The 18,674-nt window shown below is 64.9% G+C and carries 18 protein-coding genes; 5 read left to right on the top strand and 13 right to left on the bottom strand.

What is annotated here, in order from left to right; genetic code table 11:
- Window positions 1-6 precede the first annotated feature (6 nt).
- Genes ACZY1I_RS03325 through ACZY1I_RS03315 form a run of 3 tightly spaced genes read left to right on the top strand, consistent with a single transcriptional unit; the run spans window position 7 to window position 2,645 of the window.
- Entirely contained in the window at window positions 7-1,194 is a 1,188-nt protein-coding gene (locus tag ACZY1I_RS03325) for a thiolase family protein (RefSeq protein WP_463752828.1), read from the top strand.
- Window positions 1,195-1,210: 16 nt separating this feature from the next.
- Window positions 1,211-2,164 carry a carbon-nitrogen hydrolase family protein gene (locus ACZY1I_RS03320; RefSeq protein WP_463753489.1) on the top strand — a complete coding sequence of 318 codons (954 nt, stop codon included), beginning with the start codon at window positions 1,211-1,213 and terminating at the stop codon, window positions 2,162-2,164.
- On the top strand, window positions 2,151-2,645 hold the full coding sequence (locus ACZY1I_RS03315; RefSeq protein WP_463752827.1) for a DUF302 domain-containing protein: 495 nt from the start codon (window positions 2,151-2,153) through the stop codon (window positions 2,643-2,645). The genes ACZY1I_RS03320 and ACZY1I_RS03315 overlap by 14 nt, the downstream gene beginning before the upstream one ends.
- On the opposite strand, the gene ACZY1I_RS03310 is transcribed toward ACZY1I_RS03315, so the two are convergent.
- On the bottom strand, window positions 2,642-3,622 hold the full coding sequence (locus ACZY1I_RS03310) for an NAD-dependent epimerase/dehydratase family protein (RefSeq protein ID WP_463752826.1): 981 nt from the start codon (window positions 3,620-3,622) through the stop codon (window positions 2,642-2,644). The genes ACZY1I_RS03315 and ACZY1I_RS03310 overlap by 4 nt on opposite strands.
- Window positions 3,623-3,689: 67 nt before the next feature.
- On the opposite strand from ACZY1I_RS03310, the gene ACZY1I_RS03305 reads away from it, so the two are divergent.
- Window positions 3,690-4,157 carry a MarR family winged helix-turn-helix transcriptional regulator gene (locus ACZY1I_RS03305; RefSeq protein WP_463752825.1) on the top strand — a complete coding sequence of 156 codons (468 nt, stop codon included), beginning with the start codon at window positions 3,690-3,692 and terminating at the stop codon, window positions 4,155-4,157.
- Between the two features lie 3 nt (window positions 4,158-4,160).
- On the opposite strand, the gene ACZY1I_RS03300 is transcribed toward ACZY1I_RS03305, so the two are convergent.
- The 12 genes from ACZY1I_RS03300 to ACZY1I_RS03245 all read right to left on the bottom strand — a co-directional run bounded on the left by ACZY1I_RS03300 (window position 4,161) and on the right by ACZY1I_RS03245 (window position 17,909).
- Window positions 4,161-4,805, bottom strand: a complete 645-nt coding sequence (locus ACZY1I_RS03300; RefSeq protein ID WP_463752824.1) for a DUF1345 domain-containing protein — start codon at window positions 4,803-4,805, stop codon at window positions 4,161-4,163.
- Between the two features lie 245 nt (window positions 4,806-5,050).
- The gene (locus ACZY1I_RS03295; RefSeq protein WP_463752823.1) at window positions 5,051-6,589 is read right to left on the bottom strand and encodes a GMC family oxidoreductase; all 1,539 of its coding nucleotides are present in this window, start codon (window positions 6,587-6,589) and stop codon (window positions 5,051-5,053) included.
- A gap of 53 nt (window positions 6,590-6,642) precedes the next feature.
- Complete coding sequence (locus ACZY1I_RS03290; RefSeq protein WP_463752822.1) at window positions 6,643-7,509, bottom strand: beta-keto acid cleavage family enzyme; 867 nt, start codon at window positions 7,507-7,509, stop codon at window positions 6,643-6,645.
- A gap of 9 nt (window positions 7,510-7,518) precedes the next feature.
- Complete coding sequence (locus tag ACZY1I_RS03285; protein ID WP_463752821.1) at window positions 7,519-8,055, bottom strand: hypothetical protein; 537 nt, start codon at window positions 8,053-8,055, stop codon at window positions 7,519-7,521.
- A gap of 1 nt (window position 8,056) precedes the next feature.
- Entirely contained in the window at window positions 8,057-9,775 is a 1,719-nt protein-coding gene (locus ACZY1I_RS03280) for a GMC oxidoreductase (protein WP_463752820.1), read from the bottom strand.
- Entirely contained in the window at window positions 9,772-11,292 is a 1,521-nt protein-coding gene (locus tag ACZY1I_RS03275; protein WP_463752819.1) for a flavin-containing monooxygenase, read from the bottom strand. The genes ACZY1I_RS03280 and ACZY1I_RS03275 overlap by 4 nt, the downstream gene beginning before the upstream one ends.
- Before the next feature lie 79 nt (window positions 11,293-11,371).
- Window positions 11,372-12,457, bottom strand: coding sequence for an AraC family transcriptional regulator (locus ACZY1I_RS03270; RefSeq protein ID WP_463752818.1), 1,086 nt, complete (start codon window positions 12,455-12,457; stop codon window positions 11,372-11,374).
- Window positions 12,458-12,484: 27 nt separating this feature from the next.
- Entirely contained in the window at window positions 12,485-13,783 is a 1,299-nt protein-coding gene (locus ACZY1I_RS03265; protein ID WP_463752817.1) for a fatty acid desaturase family protein, read from the bottom strand.
- Window positions 13,784-13,878: 95 nt separating this feature from the next.
- Complete coding sequence (locus tag ACZY1I_RS03260) at window positions 13,879-15,030, bottom strand: ferredoxin reductase (protein ID WP_463752816.1); 1,152 nt, start codon at window positions 15,028-15,030, stop codon at window positions 13,879-13,881.
- Window positions 15,031-15,113: 83 nt separating this feature from the next.
- Window positions 15,114-15,632 (bottom strand): DUF6912 family protein, encoded by a 519-nt coding sequence (locus ACZY1I_RS03255; protein ID WP_463752815.1) that lies wholly within the window; start codon window positions 15,630-15,632, stop codon window positions 15,114-15,116.
- A complete protein-coding gene (ppk2, locus tag ACZY1I_RS03250; protein WP_463752814.1) occupies window positions 15,632-16,450 on the bottom strand; it encodes a polyphosphate kinase 2 in 819 nt (272 codons plus the stop codon). Before ppk2 ends, ACZY1I_RS03255 begins: the two co-directional genes overlap by 1 nt.
- 40 nt (window positions 16,451-16,490) lie before the next feature.
- Window positions 16,491-17,909 carry a WS/DGAT/MGAT family O-acyltransferase gene (locus ACZY1I_RS03245; protein WP_463752813.1) on the bottom strand — a complete coding sequence of 473 codons (1,419 nt, stop codon included), beginning with the start codon at window positions 17,907-17,909 and terminating at the stop codon, window positions 16,491-16,493.
- A 255-nt stretch (window positions 17,910-18,164) separates the two neighbouring features.
- On the opposite strand from ACZY1I_RS03245, the gene ACZY1I_RS03240 reads away from it, so the two are divergent.
- Window positions 18,165-18,659 (top strand): Rv3235 family protein, encoded by a 495-nt coding sequence (locus ACZY1I_RS03240; protein WP_463753488.1) that lies wholly within the window; start codon window positions 18,165-18,167, stop codon window positions 18,657-18,659.
- Window positions 18,660-18,674: the final 15 nt, after the last annotated feature.

The raw sequence follows: 18,674 nt of genomic DNA, 5'->3' as shown, positions 1-18,674 counted from the left end.
GGAGCCATGTCCCGTGATGCCGTGATCGTCGGCGCAGTTCGCACCCCGATTGGCAAAGGAAAAGCCAACGGCGCCCTGCACGACGTGCTGCCGGCCGACATGCTGGCCCACAGCCTGCGCGAAGTGGTGGCCCGCACCGGAGTAGACCCGGCGCAGATCGACGACGTCATCGCCGGTGCCGTCACCCAGGTGGGCGACCAGGCCTACAACATCGCGCGGAACGGACTCCTCGGCGCAGGATTCCCGGAGTCGGTACCTGGAACCACCGTCGATCGTCAGTGCGGCAGTAGCCAGCAGGCCATCAGCTTCGCCGCTCAGGGTGTCGTCGCCGGCGCCTACGACATCGTCATCGCCGCCGGCGTGGAGTCGATGGGCCGCGTCCCGATGGGCACCTCGGTGCTGCCGGGCAGTAACCCGTTCGGCGCGGACATGTCCGCCCGCTATCCGGACGGCCTGGTGCCGCAGGGCATCAGCGCCGAGTTGATCGCCGCGAAATGGGGCTTCTCCCGTGCCCAGCTGGACGAGTTCTCGGCCGCCAGTCACGAGAAGGCCGCGGCGGCAACGAAAGAAGGCAGGTTCGACAACGAGTTGATCCCTCTCGCTGGGCTCACCACTGACGAACTCATCCGCCCGGGCACCACTGTCGAGACGCTGGCGAACCTCAAGCCGGCGTTCTACAGCGAGGCGATGGCGGCGCGCTTCCCGCAGATCAATTGGCACATCACGGCGGGTAACTCGTCACCGCTGTCCGACGGCAGCGCCGCGGTGATGATCACCAGCAGCGAGGTTGCCAAGAATCTGGGACTGCGACCGCTGGCCCGCATCCACACCGCCACCGTGGTGGGATCCGACCCGCTCTACATGCTGACCGGTGTCATTCCGGCGACCGAGAAGGTGCTCAAGCGTGCTGGGTTGCAACTGTCCGACATCGACCTCTTCGAGGTCAATGAGGCTTTCGCCCCGGTCGTTCTGGCGTGGGCCCACGATTTGGGGTCGGACCCGGCCACGATTCTGGCCAGGACCAACGTCAACGGCGGGGCCATCGCGATCGGACACCCGTTGGGCGCCAGCGGATCCCGGATCATGACGACCATGGTGAACGCGCTCGAGCAGCGTGGCTGCCGGTTCGCGCTGCAGACCATGTGCGAGGCGGGCGGCATGGCCAATGCCACCATCATCGAGCGTTTGACCTAAGAAAAAGGGAATGGCGATGACCGTAATCCGGGCTGCCGCAGTGCAAATGAGCCCCGCGCTGTACAGCCGAGAAGGCACAGTGCAGAAGGTGGTCGCCAAGATCGCAGAGCTGGGCGCCCAAGGCGTCCAGTTCGCGACCTTTCCCGAAACGGTGATCCCGTATTACCCCTACTTCTCTTTCGTTCAGCGCCCCTTCGAAATGCGTTCGGAACACTTGAGATTGATGGATCAGGCAGTGACGATTCCGTCACCGGAGATTGACGCGATCAGTTCGGCTGCCCGAGCTGCCGGACTGGTGGTGTCCATCGGGGTCACCGAACGCGACGGCGGGTCGCTGTACAACACCCAGTTATTGTTCGACGCCGACGGCACTTTGCTGCAGCGTCGCCGCAAGATATCGCCCACCTACCACGAAAAGGCGATCTGGGGACAGGGCGACGGCAGCGGATTGCAGGCAGTCGATAGCGCGGTCGGCCGCATCGGGCAGTTGGCCTGCTTCGAGCACTTCAACTCGCTGGCACGCTACGCCCTGATCGCTGACCACGAGCAGATCCACTCGGCCATGTGGCCGGGTTCGTTCGGAGGCGACCTGTTCGCTATGCAGACCGAGATCAGCGTGCGCAATCACGCGCTCGAGTCGGGCGCTTTCGTGGTGAACGCCACCGGCTGGCTCGACGCTGACCAGCAGGCGCAGATCATGGCAGATACCGGTAGCCCGATCGGACCGATCTCGGGCGGCAACTTCACCGCGATCATCACACCCCAGGGCGAGTTCCTCGGGGATCCGTTGCGCTCCGGAGAAGGAGAGGTCATCGCCGACCTCGACCTGTCGTTGACCAACGCCCGAAAGGTCTTGATGGATGCCGCCGGGCACTACAGCCGGCCCGAACTGCTAAGCCTGAAAATAGATCGCACGCCGGCCGCGCAGGTACATACCGAACTAGAGGAGGTCAATCATGTCCACATCTGAAACCCGCTTTGACGGCGTACGGGTTCGCTATGAGAGCACCAAAAGCTACGACGAACTCATTGCCGCGCTGCTCGCCGACATCGGCGAAACGCCGGTGCCGATCAACGAGATCGGGGCGTCCAACAACGATTGGGAGTCGTATCGACGCAACGTCGAAACCTACGTCGGCCCAAGCGGCTTCATGCTTTTCGCGCTGCTGGATCACGGTGCCTGGGTTACCAAGACCGGCATCGACCGCAAAGTGTTGCGCGTCATCCTCGGCAATCCGCTGATCGCGATCACGATGATCCGCCACGACGTCACCGCGGCGCTGTTCGCCCCGGTCGAACTCTTGATTCTCGACGAGCCGGGCGGCAGCAGTCTCACCTACGTCAAACCGTCGTCACTGATGGTGGTCGAGGAGAATGCCGAATTGCTCAGCGCCGCAGAGGCACTCGACGCCAAGCTGGCGGCGCTGGCCGCCAAAGTGGTTGCGCCCTAAATTTTCATCTCCGCGAGTCCCTCGGCGAGCGGCACTTTCGGGGTGTACCCGAGTTCGGTTCGGGCGGCGTTGATGTCGTAGCTGCGATCGCGCCCCAGGAAGGTGACGAGCCAATTGGTCAGCATGGGCGCCTTGGGGCGTCGCAGCGCCCGGTAGCTCGCGTCGAGTGCGGCGCCGAAGGGTGCGGCGATGGCGAACGGCACGCTACGGCTGTCGCTGATATCGACGCCCTGGGTCGCCAGCAGTGGGGTGAGGAACTCACGAATCGGCATCGGAGTGCCGTCGGTGACGTAGTAGATCCCGCCGGATCGACCTTGTGTCAGCGCACGTTCGACGGCGTGGGCGAGGTTGTCGACATGGACGAAGTCCATGATGTGCTCGCCGTGGTCGATCCACATGAACTGGCCGGCCCTCGCGGCGTCGGCCATCTCATTCGCCGTGGTCATGCCCGCGCCCCAGATGAATGGTGGCCGCAGGACGACGGTGGCCATCGCGGGAGTGTTCGCGCCGAGCAAAGCTCGTTCGGTTTCCAGTTTCACCCGGCTATAGGCGATGTTGGGTCGCCCTTCGTCGGTGGTCTCGTCGACGACCGCCGCACGCTGGGTGCCGGTGGCGACACTGGCCGCGCTGACCAAGACGAACCGCGTCACGCCGGCGGCGGCAGCAGCGCGATGCAGGGCGACGCTCGGTTCCAGGTTGGCGCGGCGGAACGTCTCGTCCTGTCCCCAGAACTCCATGAACGCAGCTACATGGACGACGGTGTCTATGCCGTCTAACGCCTCGGTCCACTGAGGTAGGCCACCGGCCCCGGCGAAGTCAGCCATATCGCCGCTGACGGCCTCGGCACCGGCGCCGCGGACGAGGGCGGCGGCCAGGTCGGAGCGCGCCAGTGCGCTGACCTGGTGGCCTTCGGCGACGAGCCGACGCAGAACATGCTGGCCGACGAATCCGCTGCCGCCGGTGACGAAGACCTTCACTCGAACTCCTATTGCCATCAAATAGTTTGTCATCAAACTATATGGCGGTTGATATTCTGGCGTCAACATGAGCGACGACGAAAATTTGGCGGACTCCGCATCGCGCGCCGAGCGCGTGGGCCGATTGGCCGACTCGTTCGGTCGTGCCGGCAAGTCGGTGGTGCGAGCCTTCGATGACCGTCTGGGCGAGCACGGTGTGTCGACGCCACGGTCCAAGCTGCTGGCCGAGGTGCTACGTATGCAACCCGTGCGACTGGCCGACTTGGCCCGGGCCGTCGGCATCACTCAAGGGACCGCGTCGACGCTCGTCGAGGCGCTGGTCCGAGAAGGCATGATTGCCCGCAACACCGACGAAAAGGACCGTCGCGCAATACGACTCACCACCACCGCCGCGGGTGGAGAGCGAGCGCAACGATGGCTCGCCGACTACCTCGCCGCCGCCGATGAGCTGTTCGCCTGCTTGGATGCAGACGATCAGGTTCAACTCACCCGCTTGCTGGAACGACTCGCCGACGCGCTGGACGCCCGCGACTAGAAGCTACTGCTGCTGCAGACTTCCGATGACCTGAACGGTCAGTGCCAAGATCACCGTTCCGAACAGATACGACACCATCGCCTGCTGCAGGGCTGTGACCCGGATCCGGCGAGTCTGCAACGAGGTGTCGGTCACCCCGTAGGTCGCGGCGACCGTGAAGGCCAGGTAGGCGAAATCGGCAACCGCGGGCCGTTCGTCATGGTCTTGTTCTTCGTTGAAATTGATCCCGCCCACCGGAGCGGTGTAGTAGTGCACTGCGTAACGCAGGGTGTACACCGTGTGCACGACAAACCACGAAGCAATCACGCTCAAGAATCCGATCGCGGCCGCAATGGTCGTATCGGGCCCTTTGACGTTGCTCGCCGCGAGCAGGAAGCCGACGCCGGAAAGACTTGCGATGCTGGCGACAACCACGATGGAGTCAGCGAGCCGGCGTCTCAGATGTCGTTGATGCACCAGTCGTTCGATGTCGTCGGCACTCATCGGCGTGATTCGCGCCCAGATCCACACGAGGTAAACGACCGCGGTGGCGATCCATCCGCCGGCCACGGCGTACTTCCAGCCCGCTGTGGTGCCGACTGCGATGGCGGTGGAAACCCCGACCACCGCTGGGATTCCATACAGCAGCGGGGCGCCGAACTGTCGCACGCTGTGAGCTAAACACACTGGTGCCGTTGCTAAGGCAAACAACACGCGTGGGCAGCGGCCATCAATGCCATGGCAAGCATTGGCGGACCGTGCGAATTGCCATGTGCGCAACGAGGCGTTGGTCTTCTGGGTTCGGGGGGTCGGCGTGTATCCGCTTTTGCCGGTGGTGCATGCAGTTGGTGCGCAGAACGTTCTCTGGAAGGCGAAAAATATTTCGCGACAACCTATTTGCCGAGCGGCCACACCTACTGCCGTGCCGCCACCGACGGATCGGCGGAAGACGAGGCGAGCAGGAAGTCCGCGCAGCGTTCGCCGATCATGATCGACGCGGCGTTGGTGTTGGCGCGAGGAATCCGAGGTAGTGCAGAGGCATCGGCGACGCGAAGATTGTCGACACCGCGGACTCGGAGATACTCGTCGAGTGGGCTGTCGGGTTGACTACCCATCGCGACCGTGCAGGATCCGTGGTATGTCGTGATCGCGGTCTCCCTGATGCGGGCCTCGACGTCCGGGCCCGGGCCGGGAAGAAGTTCGGGCCCGACGGCGGAAGCGATCGGGCCGGTCCCCACAATCTCGCGGGCACGTTGCACCGCGCGGACGAGCGCTTCGACATCCTCGCGCTCGGAGAGCAGGTTCAGCCGAATCGCCGGTGGCGTTGCGGGATCCGATGAGCGGATCAGCACGCTGCCACGGCTTTTAGGTGTCCAGTACGAGCACCCCACGGACAATGCAGGCTCGAACTTTCCCGTGGGGTCGCCCGTGGCATCGGCGAGTACCGGGACCAGTTGAAAGTCGCATGCGGGGAGGTCGGCAGTCGACCGAATATGGGCGACCGCTTCCACGGCGCTGTTGGCGAACTTGCCCCGTCGACCGAACAGCCACTGCAGCAACCACTTTGGGTTTGAGGCATCCGACAGGCCGACATTTCCGGGTTCCAGCGACCAGACTGACCAGGCGTGCGGGTGATCGGTAAGGCCCTGGCCGACAAGGGGACTGTCGACAACCGGGGTGACCCCGACGCCGCGCAGGTGCTCCGCCGGACCGATGCCCGACAACTGCAGCAGGTGCGGCGTGCCGTAGGCGCCTGCGCTCACGACGACCTGTTGATCGGCAAAAGCCTGCTGGACGCGTCTATTCCGGCGGTATTCGACCCCGACGGCGCGACCGTTGCGGATGATCACTTGGCGGACCTGGGCCCTTTTGAGGACCGTCAGATTCTTGTGCTGCCCAAGGTAGCCACGTGGCGTGCTCCAGCGTTGACCGTTGTAAATGGTGACGGGAGCGATTGCGGCACCCTCGAGTTCAGGTCCGCTGACGTCGTCGGCGGCCCGAACACCCGCCGCGCGCGCCGCGGCGACGAACCGCTCCGAGAGTTCGTCAGGGTATGGCGTTCGACCAATTCGCATCGGGCCCTGTTCAATTCGCGCGAAGACTGGCGCCACATCGTTCCACGACCAGCCGGGCAACTGCCACCCGTCGTAATCGAGATTGCTGCCCTTGACCCACACCATCGCGTTCATCGCACTGGTACCGCCGACGACCCGACCTGCGTGTAGCGGGATCCGGCGATTGGCACAGCCGGGTTCCGGGTCGGTCTCGTAGGCCCAGTCCATCGACGTCCCGAACTGCCGCAGGCCCGCCAGTGGCGCTCGCACCGCCAATCGTCGGTCCGATCCGCCGGCTTCGATCAACAGCACCCGAGCCGAGGATTGCGCAGCCAACCTCCCCGCTAACGCGCACCCAGCAGATCCCGCTCCCACCACGATGTAGTCATATGCCGCCACGGAGCACCTTCTTGCGTCAAAGGATCCAGCAACAGCTAGTAAACACCCTCAGGTCAGGGCAGATCGAGAATTCGCGCGGCCTCCTCAGGCGTCGCAACGGTACGGCCATACTGCTCGCACAGGCTTACCGCCTCAGCCACCAACTCCACATTGGTCGGGGTGCGGTCACCGCGATAGAACTCCAGGCCCAGGTGTAGGTGCCCGCCGCGTTCGAGCGCGAGTCGGGCGATCGGGTCGGCGCAAAGATCGCCGCCGACGACCGATACTGCCCACGGAATGTCTTGTCCGTCAAACAAATCCAGGTACGCGTCGAGCGCACGCTCGGTCGGGGGCAGCCCGAACGGCGCTCCCAGGTAGCCGTGCTCGGTGGAGAAATAGAGCTTGATCATCGCCCCTTGCGGCAGCCTGCCCGCCCGCGCCCACGCGAGCGTGGTCCGCAGGAAGCCAGGTTCATAGATCGCCAGACTGGGCCCCAGTTTCGCTTCGCGGCAGATGTCGAAGGCACGGCTGATCGTTTCAAATGAGTTGCTGTAGACCAGGTTTCCGGTGGGAGTGCCGTCGGGATCGATGCCGCCGAGGTTGACCGATCCGGGGTCGGTGAGCCCGACACGCAGCCCGGCCGCCGCGAGTGGGATGAGGTGCTCGTATGAAATCGAGAAGCCCGCGCCGAAGTGGACGGTCGGGTACAGCAGGGCGTCCGGTCGGGCGGTGAGGACGGGCCGCCATGCTTCGAGGTAACGCGCCGCAGCCTCCTCCACACTGACGCCGTAGAGGTCGATGTGGTTGTGAATGATCGCCGCACCCGCCGCCATACAGGCGAGCGCATCCGCGGTGATCTCCGAAGGTGCAACCGGCACATGGGGATTCGCTGCCTTCGACGTGACGCCGTTGATGGCGCACTCGATGATGACCGGAACCATGCGAGAAGCTCAGAGCCAGCCGGTACGGGCGGCGGCAACCGGCTCGGCGGGCGACGGCGCCAATTCCCCGTCCCGCACGCCATCGAGCATTCGTTTCACCGCGGCGATGATCTCCGGTGCTGCCGCGGCGAGCCCGGTCACGTCGGCTTCGGTGACTTCGTCGGCTCCGACGCCGGAGCGCTCCAGCACTGCGGACGGGTCGGCCAGTTGACCGGCCAGCCACGTCAGTGGGTCGGCCGACAGTTCGGGGACGAAATGCCTGCGCCCCGGTTCCCAGCCATCGAAGCGGGGGTGGTGGTGGGCCCGGTCCAGCGTCCCGGGCGGACTCTCGGCGTTGCCGAACAGGTCCACCCGCCAGACCGGGCGGTTGAAGCCGATCGGAATGCCGGCATAGATCGAGCCGTGCGGCGCGGCCCGGTCGACGATGCGTAGTTCCAGCCTGACTCCCCGTTCCGGGGTCTCCTGACCGACGTTCGGGGAGGGGTCGACGAAATACATGTCCCCGACGACCACGCCCAGGGCTTCAAATCCGAATGCTGCAAGCACGCTATTGAGCGTAAACCCGGTCCGACGGCAGCGCCCCCGGCGCACTTGCCGGGACGGCGGGATTGACCGGAGCCACAGGAGTGATGCGCTCGTAGTCGGCACCAACCGGCGGGCGTGGGTCAGGCTCGCCCTTGTTGGGCCACAGCGACGTGGCACGCTCGGCCATGGCAGTGATGGTGAGCGACGGGTTCACACCCAGGTTCGCGGTGATGGTGGAACCGTCGATGACGTGCAGACCCGGGTATCCGTGCATGCGGTGGTAGGGATCCACGACGCCGTCGTCGGCCGTTTCGCCGATCACGCAACCGCCGATGAAGTGCCCGGTCATCGGGATATCCGCCAGATCGGCCCAGGCCCCGCCGGCGATCCCGTCCAGATGGTCAGCCGCACGACGGGCGACCTCATGGCCGACCGGTATCCAGCTCGGGTTTGGCTCGCCCACGCCCTGACGCGAGCGCATCCGCCGGCCGAACAGCGAACGCCGGGTGAAGGTGGTGAGCGAGTTGTCATGGGTTTGCATCACCAGCAGCGGGATGGTCTGTTGGGACCAGCGCCTCGGGTTGAGCAGGCGGCGGAGATCTCGGCGCTGTCGGAGGAGTTCCTTCATCCCAGTCCGCCAGCGTCTGCCACCGTCCAACCCGTCAACCAGAATGGTGCCCATCAGTCCCATCGCGTTGGAACCGTGGCCGTAACGGCATGGCTCCACATGGGTATGGCTGTCCGGGTGGATGGACGAGGTGATGGCGACGCCTTCGGAATAGTCAACGTCGTCGCCGCGCGCACGCACAGCCAGGATCGATTCGGAGTTGGTCCGCGACAACTCACCGAGCTTGCGTGAGACTTTCGGTAGGCTGCCGCCGTCGCGCAACCGGTGCAGCAGTCGCTGGGTGCCGAGTGCGGCGGCGGAGAACACCACGTGCTCTGCGGTGTAGGCACTACGTCGCCGACGAATCTTGGCCCCGGTACGCCGCGTGACCACGTCGTACCCGCCGCCGGAACGCGGCCGAACGTCAGTCACAGTCGTCAGCGGGTGGACCTTGGCGCCGAGCCGTTCGGCAAGGTACAGGTAGTTTTTGACCAGCGTGTTCTTGGCGTTGTGACGACACCCGGTCATGCATTCACCGCAGTGCAGGCACGCGTTGCGGTCTGGGCCGGCCCCGCCGAAGTAGGGGTCGCCGACAGGGCTGCCAGGCTCGGCCAGATTGCCGTCATCGCCAGTGAAACACACCCCGACGCGGGTTGCGTGAAAGGAATCAGCGACGCCCATGTCGGTGGCTACCTGCAGCATCACCTTGTCCGAAGGCGTTGTCCGCGGATATGTTTCGACGCCGAGCATTCGGTTGGCCTGGTCGTACCAGGGGGCGAGCTCGTCCTTCCAGTCGGTGATGCCGCTCCAGCGTCGGTCGGCGTAGAAGGGGTCGCCGGGCTCGTACAGCGTGTTCGCGTATACCAGTGAGCCGCCACCCACCCCGGCACCGCTGAGCACGACAGCGTCGGAGAGCACGTCGATTCGTTGGATGCCGTAGCAGCCGACCGAGGGCTTGAAGAGGTAGTCGCGGACATGCCAGTTGTTGGTGGCGAAGTCTTCGTCACGGAACCGTCGGCCCGCCTCCATTACGCCGACCCGGTAACCCTTCTCGCTCAGCCGCAGCGCGGTGACACTGCCGCCGAATCCGGAACCAATCACAAGCACGTCGTAATCGAACGATTCCTGCGTCATGCTCTGACTTCCTCGGCTTCGAATTTGGGCAGAACTTCCTGGTAGTCCTCGAGAACCGCAATCCGGGTGCGGCGCTGATACTCGTGAACCAGGCCTGGCCAGTTGGTGGTTACCCTCCCGGAGCCGCTCCGATACCAAGAATCGCACTCGGTCCAGACGCCCTTCTCCAGCCGGGACTGGACTTCTGCGTCGTAGGCCTCTTCCACGGAACGCCACACCTCGAATGCGTGACCCGCACCTCGACGAGCCAGCGCCTCGGTGACCTGGCGGATGTAACGGGCCTGCTGCTCCATCATCAAAATGACCGAGCTGCTGCCCAGATTGGTGTTCGGGCCATAGATCAGGAACATATTCGGGAAACCTGGCACGGCCATGCCCAAATGGGCACGGGCACCTGCGGCCCACTCCGAATGCAGGTCCAGTCCGTCACGGCCGGTGATCGTCATCGGAGCGAGGAACTCGGTGGCCTTGAATCCGGTGCCGTAGATAATCACATCGACGTCGTGCTCCCGGCCGTCGGCGGTGCGCACGCCGGTGCTCGTCACCTCGGTTATCACCTCGGTCTCAACGTCGACGTTGGCGCTGGCCAGCGCCGGATACCACTGGCTGCTGAACAGCACGCGCTTGCAGCCGATCGGGTAGTCGGGGGTTACTTTGGCGCGCAGCACCGGGTCCTTGATGTGGCGCTTGAGGTTCCTCGATGCGACGGCCTTCAGCACCCGGGCCAACGGCTTGGCTCTGACCAGGGCAAGGCCTAGGAGTTCGGTGGTCTCCCAGATCGCGCCGCGCATGGCCGCAGCGAATCCGGGAACCTTCTCGAACGCGTCGTGGTGGGTCTGGGTGTAGGCGCGGTCCAACTTCGGCACCACATACGGCGCGGAGCGCTGAAACACCGTGACCCGCCCCGCGGTCTCGCGGATGCGGGGGACGAACTGGATCGCCGATGCGCCGGTGCCCAGCACCGCGACGCGCTTGCCGGTCAGGTCCACGTCGTGGCGCCAGTGGGCCGAATGGAAGGACGGACCCTCGAACGAATCGAGTCCGGGGATCGCCGGTAGCGAGGGCCGCGACAACTGACCGACGGCGGGTACCAGGACGTCGGCCAGGTAGACGTCGCCGTCCGACGTGGTCACCTCCCAGACACACGTGCCGGAGTCGTACTCCGCCGAGGTGACCTCGACTCCGGTACGCACCAGGTCGCGCAGTCCGAATTGGTCGGCGGTGTCGTGGATGTAGCCGAGGATGTCGGGCTGTTCGGCGTACCGGCGCACCCAGTCGGTCTTGCGGGCGAAGGAATATGAATACAAGTTCGACGGGACGTCACACGCCGCACCGGGATAGGTGTTCTCCCGCCAGACACCGCCGATATCATCGGCCTTCTCCAGCACGGTCACGTCGGCAAGACCGTCTTTCGACAGCTCGTAGGCGGCGGCGAGGCCACCGAAACCGGCGCCGATCACCAGCACCCGAGGACGATTGGCCGGCGGACGAGCCGCGCTAACGTCGCTGGAAGTCATAACTCCAACGTAGGAGCGCGCGACGGGTTACCGGCAGCCGATTGCGGACGGAAAATCCATAATTCCGGCCAAAGCCGACTCAGACCGTAAGCAACCTGGCCCGCGGCGCCACTGAGCGCTGGTAGCGGGCCGGGGTGGTGCCCGTCCACCGTTTGAACGCGGCGATGAAACTCGTCGCTTCCGCGTAGCCCAGCCGCAGCGCGACGTCGTCGACCGAAAGGGCGCCGGTTGCCAACAGTTCCTCGGCGAGCACGCGGTGCACTTCCTCGAGCAGATCCCGGAACGTGGTGTTCTCCTCGGCGAGTCGGCGCCGCAGGGTCCGCTCGCTCATCGCCAGTTGCCGGGCGACGCTGGCGATCGTGTGTGGTTTCCCGTCGATCTTCCCGTCGAGAGAGGCCAGTCGGTCCCGGACGCGCCGGGCGACGCCGGTCCGCTGTCGACGGCGTTCCAGCAGGTCCTGGCACTGCTGCTCGCACATCGACACGCTCATCTCGCTGGCCTGTGGCAACCGGTTCGCCAGGAGCGCGGCTGGCCAGCACGCCACGTTGGCGGGTGCGTCGTAGCGCGGAATGACACCGAACGCCTCGTGGGCCGCGCTGTCACCGCCCGCGGGAGCGGGACCGTCGAACTCGATCGAGGTGAAAGGGACCGGGCTGCCCAACAACTCCGCGATGACACGGGCGATCGCCGCCAGGTCGCGCCGCACCAGAAAGTCCGCCACGGGACCGGTCAGATCGGGCAGGTCGAGTCGCAGCATCGCCACCGACCCGTCCACAGTGACCGTCGGCAGCCCGAATCCGTAGCTGAGCTCATAGAACCGCGCGGCGAACCGCGCGGCATCGCCCAGCGTCGAACTGGTCAGACAGGCGAAACCGAAAATACCGAACGATCCGACGTGATAGCTGGCGCCGACCCGCACCCCCAGGTCAGCGGCCCCAGCGACTTCGCCCAACAGGTTGACCAGGTTCGTCGCGACCGCCAGTTCCTGACGGCCCACGATCATCTGCTTGTGGTCGCTCAGATCTGCCTCGGACAGGCCCGAACCCTCGAGCACATCAAGCACGGCGAGCCCATTCGCGCGACCGAACTCGGCCATCAGCGCGACGCTGCCGGTGTTGCGGGCAAAGTCCCAGTGCGACACCTGCCGTCCGGCGAACACCTGCACGTTTCCCAGTATGGCCGCGCTGGGAAATTAAGCCGCCAAGTCGTCGGAGTCGCTCGCCGATCCTGCCCCGCGCCGCTTCGTCGCCCGCTTGTCGCGACGCCATCCCCGTACGGTGGCGATCGCCGTCTTCAGCCCACGCCGTCGACCGGTCGCCGGGTCGGTGCCCGCGAAGTCGGCCTCCAGATCAACGAACATTCGCTCGCTGCGAGTCTCGGGCGCGTCGTCAGCATTGTCGCGGAGGTACTTGTCCGGCAGCGACAACTTGGCCAGCGTGCGCCACGTCCTGCCGTACTGCATCAGGAAAGACCCTGTGGTGTAAGGCAAGTCGTACTTGTCGCAGATCTGACGAACCCGTATCGAGATCTCGTGCAGGCGGTTGCTCGGCAGGTCGGGGTACAGGTGATGCTCGATCTGGTGACACAGGTTGCCACTCATGAACCGCAGCGCCGGGCCGCCCTCGAAGTTGGCACTGCCCAGCATCTGTCGCAGGTACCACTGACCCTTGGTCTCCCCGACCATGTCCGTCTTGGTGAATTTCTCTGCGCCGTCTGGGAAGTGGCCGCAAAAGATGACGGCGTTGGCCCAGATATTGCGCATCACGTTCGCCGTCGCGTTGGCCGTCAGAGCGGACCGGTAGGTCGCGCCGGGTGACAGCGAGGTCAGCGCCGGAAACGCCACATAGTCCTTGACTATCTGTCGGCCGGCCTTGCTCAGGAAGTCGTCGATGCGTTGGCGGGCTTCCTCGTGGTCCATCCGCTTCTTCATGATCTTGCCGAGTTCGACGTGCTGCATGCCGACGCCCCACTCAAACAGCAAGCACAGCAACGTATTCCAGACGATATTGAAGATGTTGAAGCGCTTCCAGGGTTGATCCCGGGTAACGCGCAACAATCCATAGCCGACGTCGTCATCGATGCCGAGGATGTTGGTGTACTTGTGGTGGACGAAATTGTGGGTGTATCGCCAGTGCTTGGACGACCCCATCATGTCCCACTCCCACGACGAGGAGTGGATTTCGGGATCGTTCATCCAGTCCCACTGGCCGTGCATGACGTTGTGGCCGATCTCCATGTTCTCGATGATCTTGGCCACGCCCAATGTCGCGGTGCCTGCCCACCACGCCGAGCGCCGTGAACTGGCAGCCAAAATCACCCGACCAGACACCTCGAGCGCGCGCTGTGCGGCGATGGTGCGGCGGATGTAGCGGCTGTCCCGGGCTCCGCGCGAGTCCTCAACATCCTGGCGAATGGCGTCCAACTCCATCGCCAGGTTCTCGATGTCGGCATCCGTCAAATGTGTGAATACGTCGACGTCTGTGATCGCCATATAAAGTGCTCTCCCCTGCGTCGTGCGGTCTCAAAGCGACTAGCCAGACCTACGCTATCGTAACCTACGTACTCGTAGGTTACTTGTCGGTAACCCTAGATGTCGACAACGCAATCTCCTGATGCCGACGATACGCAGGTCTGGACCCGTGACCCGGGGTCGTGCTCTTGACCCGTGCGCAGATCACGAACATGACCTTCCACGAGTTCGACCACGCAGGACTGACAGATGCCCATCCGGCAGCCGAACGGCATCTGCACACCGGCTCCTTCGCCGGCGTCCATCACCGAGGTAGCCGCATCAGCGGTCACGCTCTTGCCACTACGGGCGAACGTGACCGTGCCACCGGCACCGGTCGGTGCCGCCTTGGACACCGCGAACCGCTCCAGATGCAGCTGATCACCGATACCGGCCGCCGACCACACCTTTTCGGCTTGGTTGAGCATGCCTTCGGGACCGCACGCCCAGGTTTGGCGCTCGCGCCAGTCCGGCACCTCGAGGTCGAGCCGGGACAGGTCGAGCCGTCCCCGGGTGCGAGTCTCCCGCACCGACAGGCGGTAGCCCGAGTGGCTGTCGGCCAACGCGGCCAGTTCGGCGGCGAACATCACGTCGGACTCGGTGGGCGCGGAATGCAGGTGAGCGATATCACCAATCTGGCTGCGCCGATCCAGCGTTCGCAACATCGACATCACCGGCGTGATGCCAGACCCCGCAGTGAGGAACAGGATCGACGACGGCGCCGGGTCCGGCAGCACGAAGTTGCCCTGCGGCGCGGCGAGTCGCACCACGGTCCCCGGCTCGACGCCCGCGACCAGGTGGGTCGACAGGAAGCCTTCGGGCATCGCCTTGACGGTGATGGTGATCGTGTTGGCAGCACCGGATCCGGCCATGTCAGCCGGACTCGAGGTCAGCGAATAGGACCGCCACCGCCAGCGCCCGTCCACCAACAGCCCGATACCGATGTACTGGCCGGGCTGATAGTCGAAGGTGAAACCCCAGCCTGGCTTGATGACCAGGGTCGCCGAATCTTCGGTCTCCCGGCGAACCTGCAGGATGCGCCCCCGCAGCTCCCGGGCAGACCACAGCGGATTGGCCAGGTGCAGGTAGTCGTCGGGCAGCAGTGGCGTGGTGATGCGAGCGGCGATCTTTCGCAACGCGTGCCAGCCGGGGTGCTCGTCGGCTCCGGCGACCTTCGGACGCTTCGTGCTGACGACTCGGGCGGAAAGCGCGACGTGCTTTGTGCTCATGAAAAGCTCCTGCTCATTCTGCGGCCGCTCCGCACTGAAGAGGCTACGGTCCCGTAAGTTACGGTACCGTAGCCAGAGCGGCTTCACAGTAGCTCGAGCAGGAACGGCAGTTCCTGGTTCGCGTACCAGGCCAGATCGTGATCCTGGGCATCGCCCACGACCAGATCGGCATCTTCGTCTCCGAGATCCGCTTCGTCGATGACCTCGATCGCAGCCGTTACTGCCTGCTCGGCGTCGGCGTTGTCCACATACGCGGCGACGATTTGGTCTCTGGCAACGGGCCCAGACAGCCTGACGACGGCGTCGTCGAGATCGGGGCGGTAGCTCACGCCATCGACGTCGGGGTCAATCTCGACCGCAAGCACCGCACGTCGCGGCGTGAAGTCGCCGCCCAGGCCGGATGCCAGCAGCCGCAGCGATGCCAGCGCCGCCTCACGCAGCGCCACCTCCGCGAGTTCGTCGTCGTCGCCCTCGGCGTAGGACTCCCGCAATTTCGGCGTCACCGCGAAAGCCGTGCCGTTGACCGGCTGCACGGAGCCGTCGGCGACGAGTTGCTGAAGCATGGCCAGCGTGGCCGGGATGAAGATTTGCGTCTTGGCCACTAGAAGAGGCTCGAGACGTGATCGTCGACATAGTTGGACAGCTCGCGCGGCGGCCGCTGGTAGTTGCCGGCCACCACGGGGCGATCCGGCAGCTTGACCTCGGGCCTCTCCACCTCGACGTAGTCGATGGTCGACAGCAGATGGGCGATCATGTTGATACGCGCGTGCTTCTTGATTTCGGATTCCACCACGTACCACGGGCTGGCTGGGGTGTCGGTGTGCACCATCATCTCGTCCTTGGCGCGTGAGTAGTCATCCCACCGGTACACCGATTCCAGGTCCATCGGACTGAGTTTCCATTGCCGGACCGGGTCGTTGAGCCTGGCCTTGAACCGGCGCAACTGTTCGGCCTCCGAGACCGAGAACCAGTACTTGCGCAGCAGGATCCCCTCATCGATGAGCATCTGCTCGAAGATCGGTGTTTGTCGCAGAAACAGCACGTGTTCCTGCGGAGTGCAGAATCCCATCACCCTTTCGATCCCGGCGCGGTTGTACCAGGACCGATCGAAGAGAACGATCTCTCCTTTGGCCGGCAGATGCGCGATGTAGCGCTGGTAGTACCACTGACCGCGTTCGCGATCGGTCGGGACGGGCAGGGCGGCGATGTGCGCCACCCGGGGGCTGAGGTACTCGGTGATGCGCTTGATGGCGCCGCCTTTACCAGCGGCGTCGCGGCCCTCGAAGACGATCACCACTCGGGCGCCAGTGGCCCGGACCCACTCCTGCAGCTTCACCAACTCTGTCTGCAGCCTGAATAACTCGGCTTCGTAGACCGCGTCGGGGATCTTCTGGCCGGCCCCAGACTTCTTTTTACTCACGACCAGGGATGTTATCGCTACTGCCCGGTAACTTCCGAACCTACCGAGAAGCTTCCAGCAGCTCTTCCAAGGACTGATTGAGCAGACCAGGCAGCAGGTCGACGTCGCTCATCGCGTCGCGGTCGGCGTTGATCCCGAAATACAGCATGCCGTTATAGGAGGTGACGCTGATAGCCAGCGCCTGCTTGTGCAGCAGTGGCGGCACTGCGTAGGTCTCCAGCAATTTGGTGCCGGCGACGTACATCTGCGACTGCGCGCCCGGGGCGTTGGTGATCAGTAGGTTGAACGGTTTTTTGGACAGGGTGGGGAAACTCGTCGCCACCCGGATGCCCATCGCGTGCAGGGTGGGTGGCGCAAAACCCGACAGCGTGACGATCGTCCTGGCGTCGACCAGGCTGCCCGCTCCGGGATTTGACTCGGTGTCGTGCGCAATCTGCGACAGCCGGACCACCGCGTTGCCCTCCCCTACCGGCAGGTCGACCAGGAACGGCGTCACCTCGCTGATCGCCTGGCCGGGGCCGGTCGAGTCGATCTGGTCGTCGGCATAGACCGACAGCGGTGCCATGGCGCGCACCGAGGCGGTCGATCCCACCGGCTCGCCGCGCGACATCAGCCAGTTGCTCAGTGCGCCGGTGACCACGGCCAACACCACGTCGTTGATGTCGCAGTCATAGCGGGCGCGCACCGCACGGTAGTCGTCGAGCTTGCCCCGGGCGACGGTGAACCGCCGGTTGCGCGACACCGTCGCATTGAGCGGGCTGCTGGGCGCGGTGCCGCGGGCTACCGCGCGCGCAACGTCGAAGAACCGACGCGCGGCATCGACGAGTTCTCCGGTGTTGGTGGCCACCCCGGCGATGGCGGAACCCACCGCCTGCAGTTGTGCGCCCGGCCCCACGATCCAGTCGCCGATGGCGCCCAGCACCAGTCTGCTGCTGCCCGGCTCGCGCTCCGGTATCCAGATGTCTTCGGGGAACGGTGGTGGCCGCCGCGTCCGGTCGGCGATCACATGGTTGATCTCCAGCGCGCTCATGCCGTTGATCAGCGACTGATGCGACTTGGTGTACAGCGCGACGCGGTTCTTTTCCAGACCCTCGACGAGGTACATCTCCCACAGCGGACGCGACTTGTCCAAGGGGCGGGCGGCCAGCCTGGCGACCAGCTCGTGCAATTGCTCATCACTGCCTGGGGACGGTAGCGCCGAGCGCCTGACGTGGTAGGTGATATCGAAGTCGGCGTCGTCGAGCCACACCGGTCTGGCCATCCCGACGTTCACCTCGCGCACCTTCTGCCGGTAGCGCGGAATCTGCGGCAACCGCTTTTCGACGGTCGCCAGCAACGTCTCGTAGCTCAACCCGGCTCGCGGACGGCGCAGGATCGACAGTGATCCGACGTACATCGGAGTGGCCGTGTTCTCCAGCCGATAGAAGGACGTGTCCGCAGGGGACAGCCGGGTCACCATTACGGCCCTGTCCCTCTCGTCAATTCGCCCCCCATTTTCGTAATCAGGATGATGCTGCCGCCCACGGTAACCGCAATCACGGCTCCATGATGGTTCGGGTGCGCGCTGGCGTATGTGGATGAAGGTCAAGGCTGAATACCGCAGAGACCGATCATCTGACACTCTCCAACAGCAATTATCGAGTCCAGAGTTGGAGAGTGCCTGTTGCCCGTCACTTCAGTTGTGGGCCCACCACGTAGCAACGCCCTCGCCGTCATGCCGGTGGTCGACTACGAACCTCCGACCCGCAACCTCCCCCGGTGCCTGCCATCGTCGCATGCCGCAGTTCGGCAATCCGGCCCGCGTCCGCGGGCTCGCAGCGCGCCCGGCAGTGGCGATGTCGAAGGTGCCGAGATCACGACGGCGGCGCTCTCCGCACAGATGCGCGAGGCGGCCGTCTTCGCCGACGCAGCACTGCGCCGGGTTCTAGAGGTCATCGACCGGCGCCGACCGGCCGCCCAGCTCCGCTCGGTGCTGGCTCCAGGTTTGGTCGACGCCGTGCTCACGGTCTGCCGGTCGACGGACGGCCGGCCGGGTGCGGCGGTGCTACGACGGATGCGGCTGCAGCCGGCGGTCGGCAATATGCCCGATAGCGCCGCCGAGGTGTTCGGCACCTTCAGCCGCGGGAAGCGGATTCACGCGATCGCCTGCAGGGTGGAACAGCTGCCCGGTTCGTGCCGATGGCTGGTGGTCGCCCTGCATATCGGCTGAACGTAGTGTTGATCG

This window comes from Mycobacterium sp. IDUB_37 (assembly GCF_055419245.1).
The sequence above is the reverse complement of the archived record's forward strand: the minus strand, read 5'-3'. Positions and strand labels throughout refer to the sequence as shown.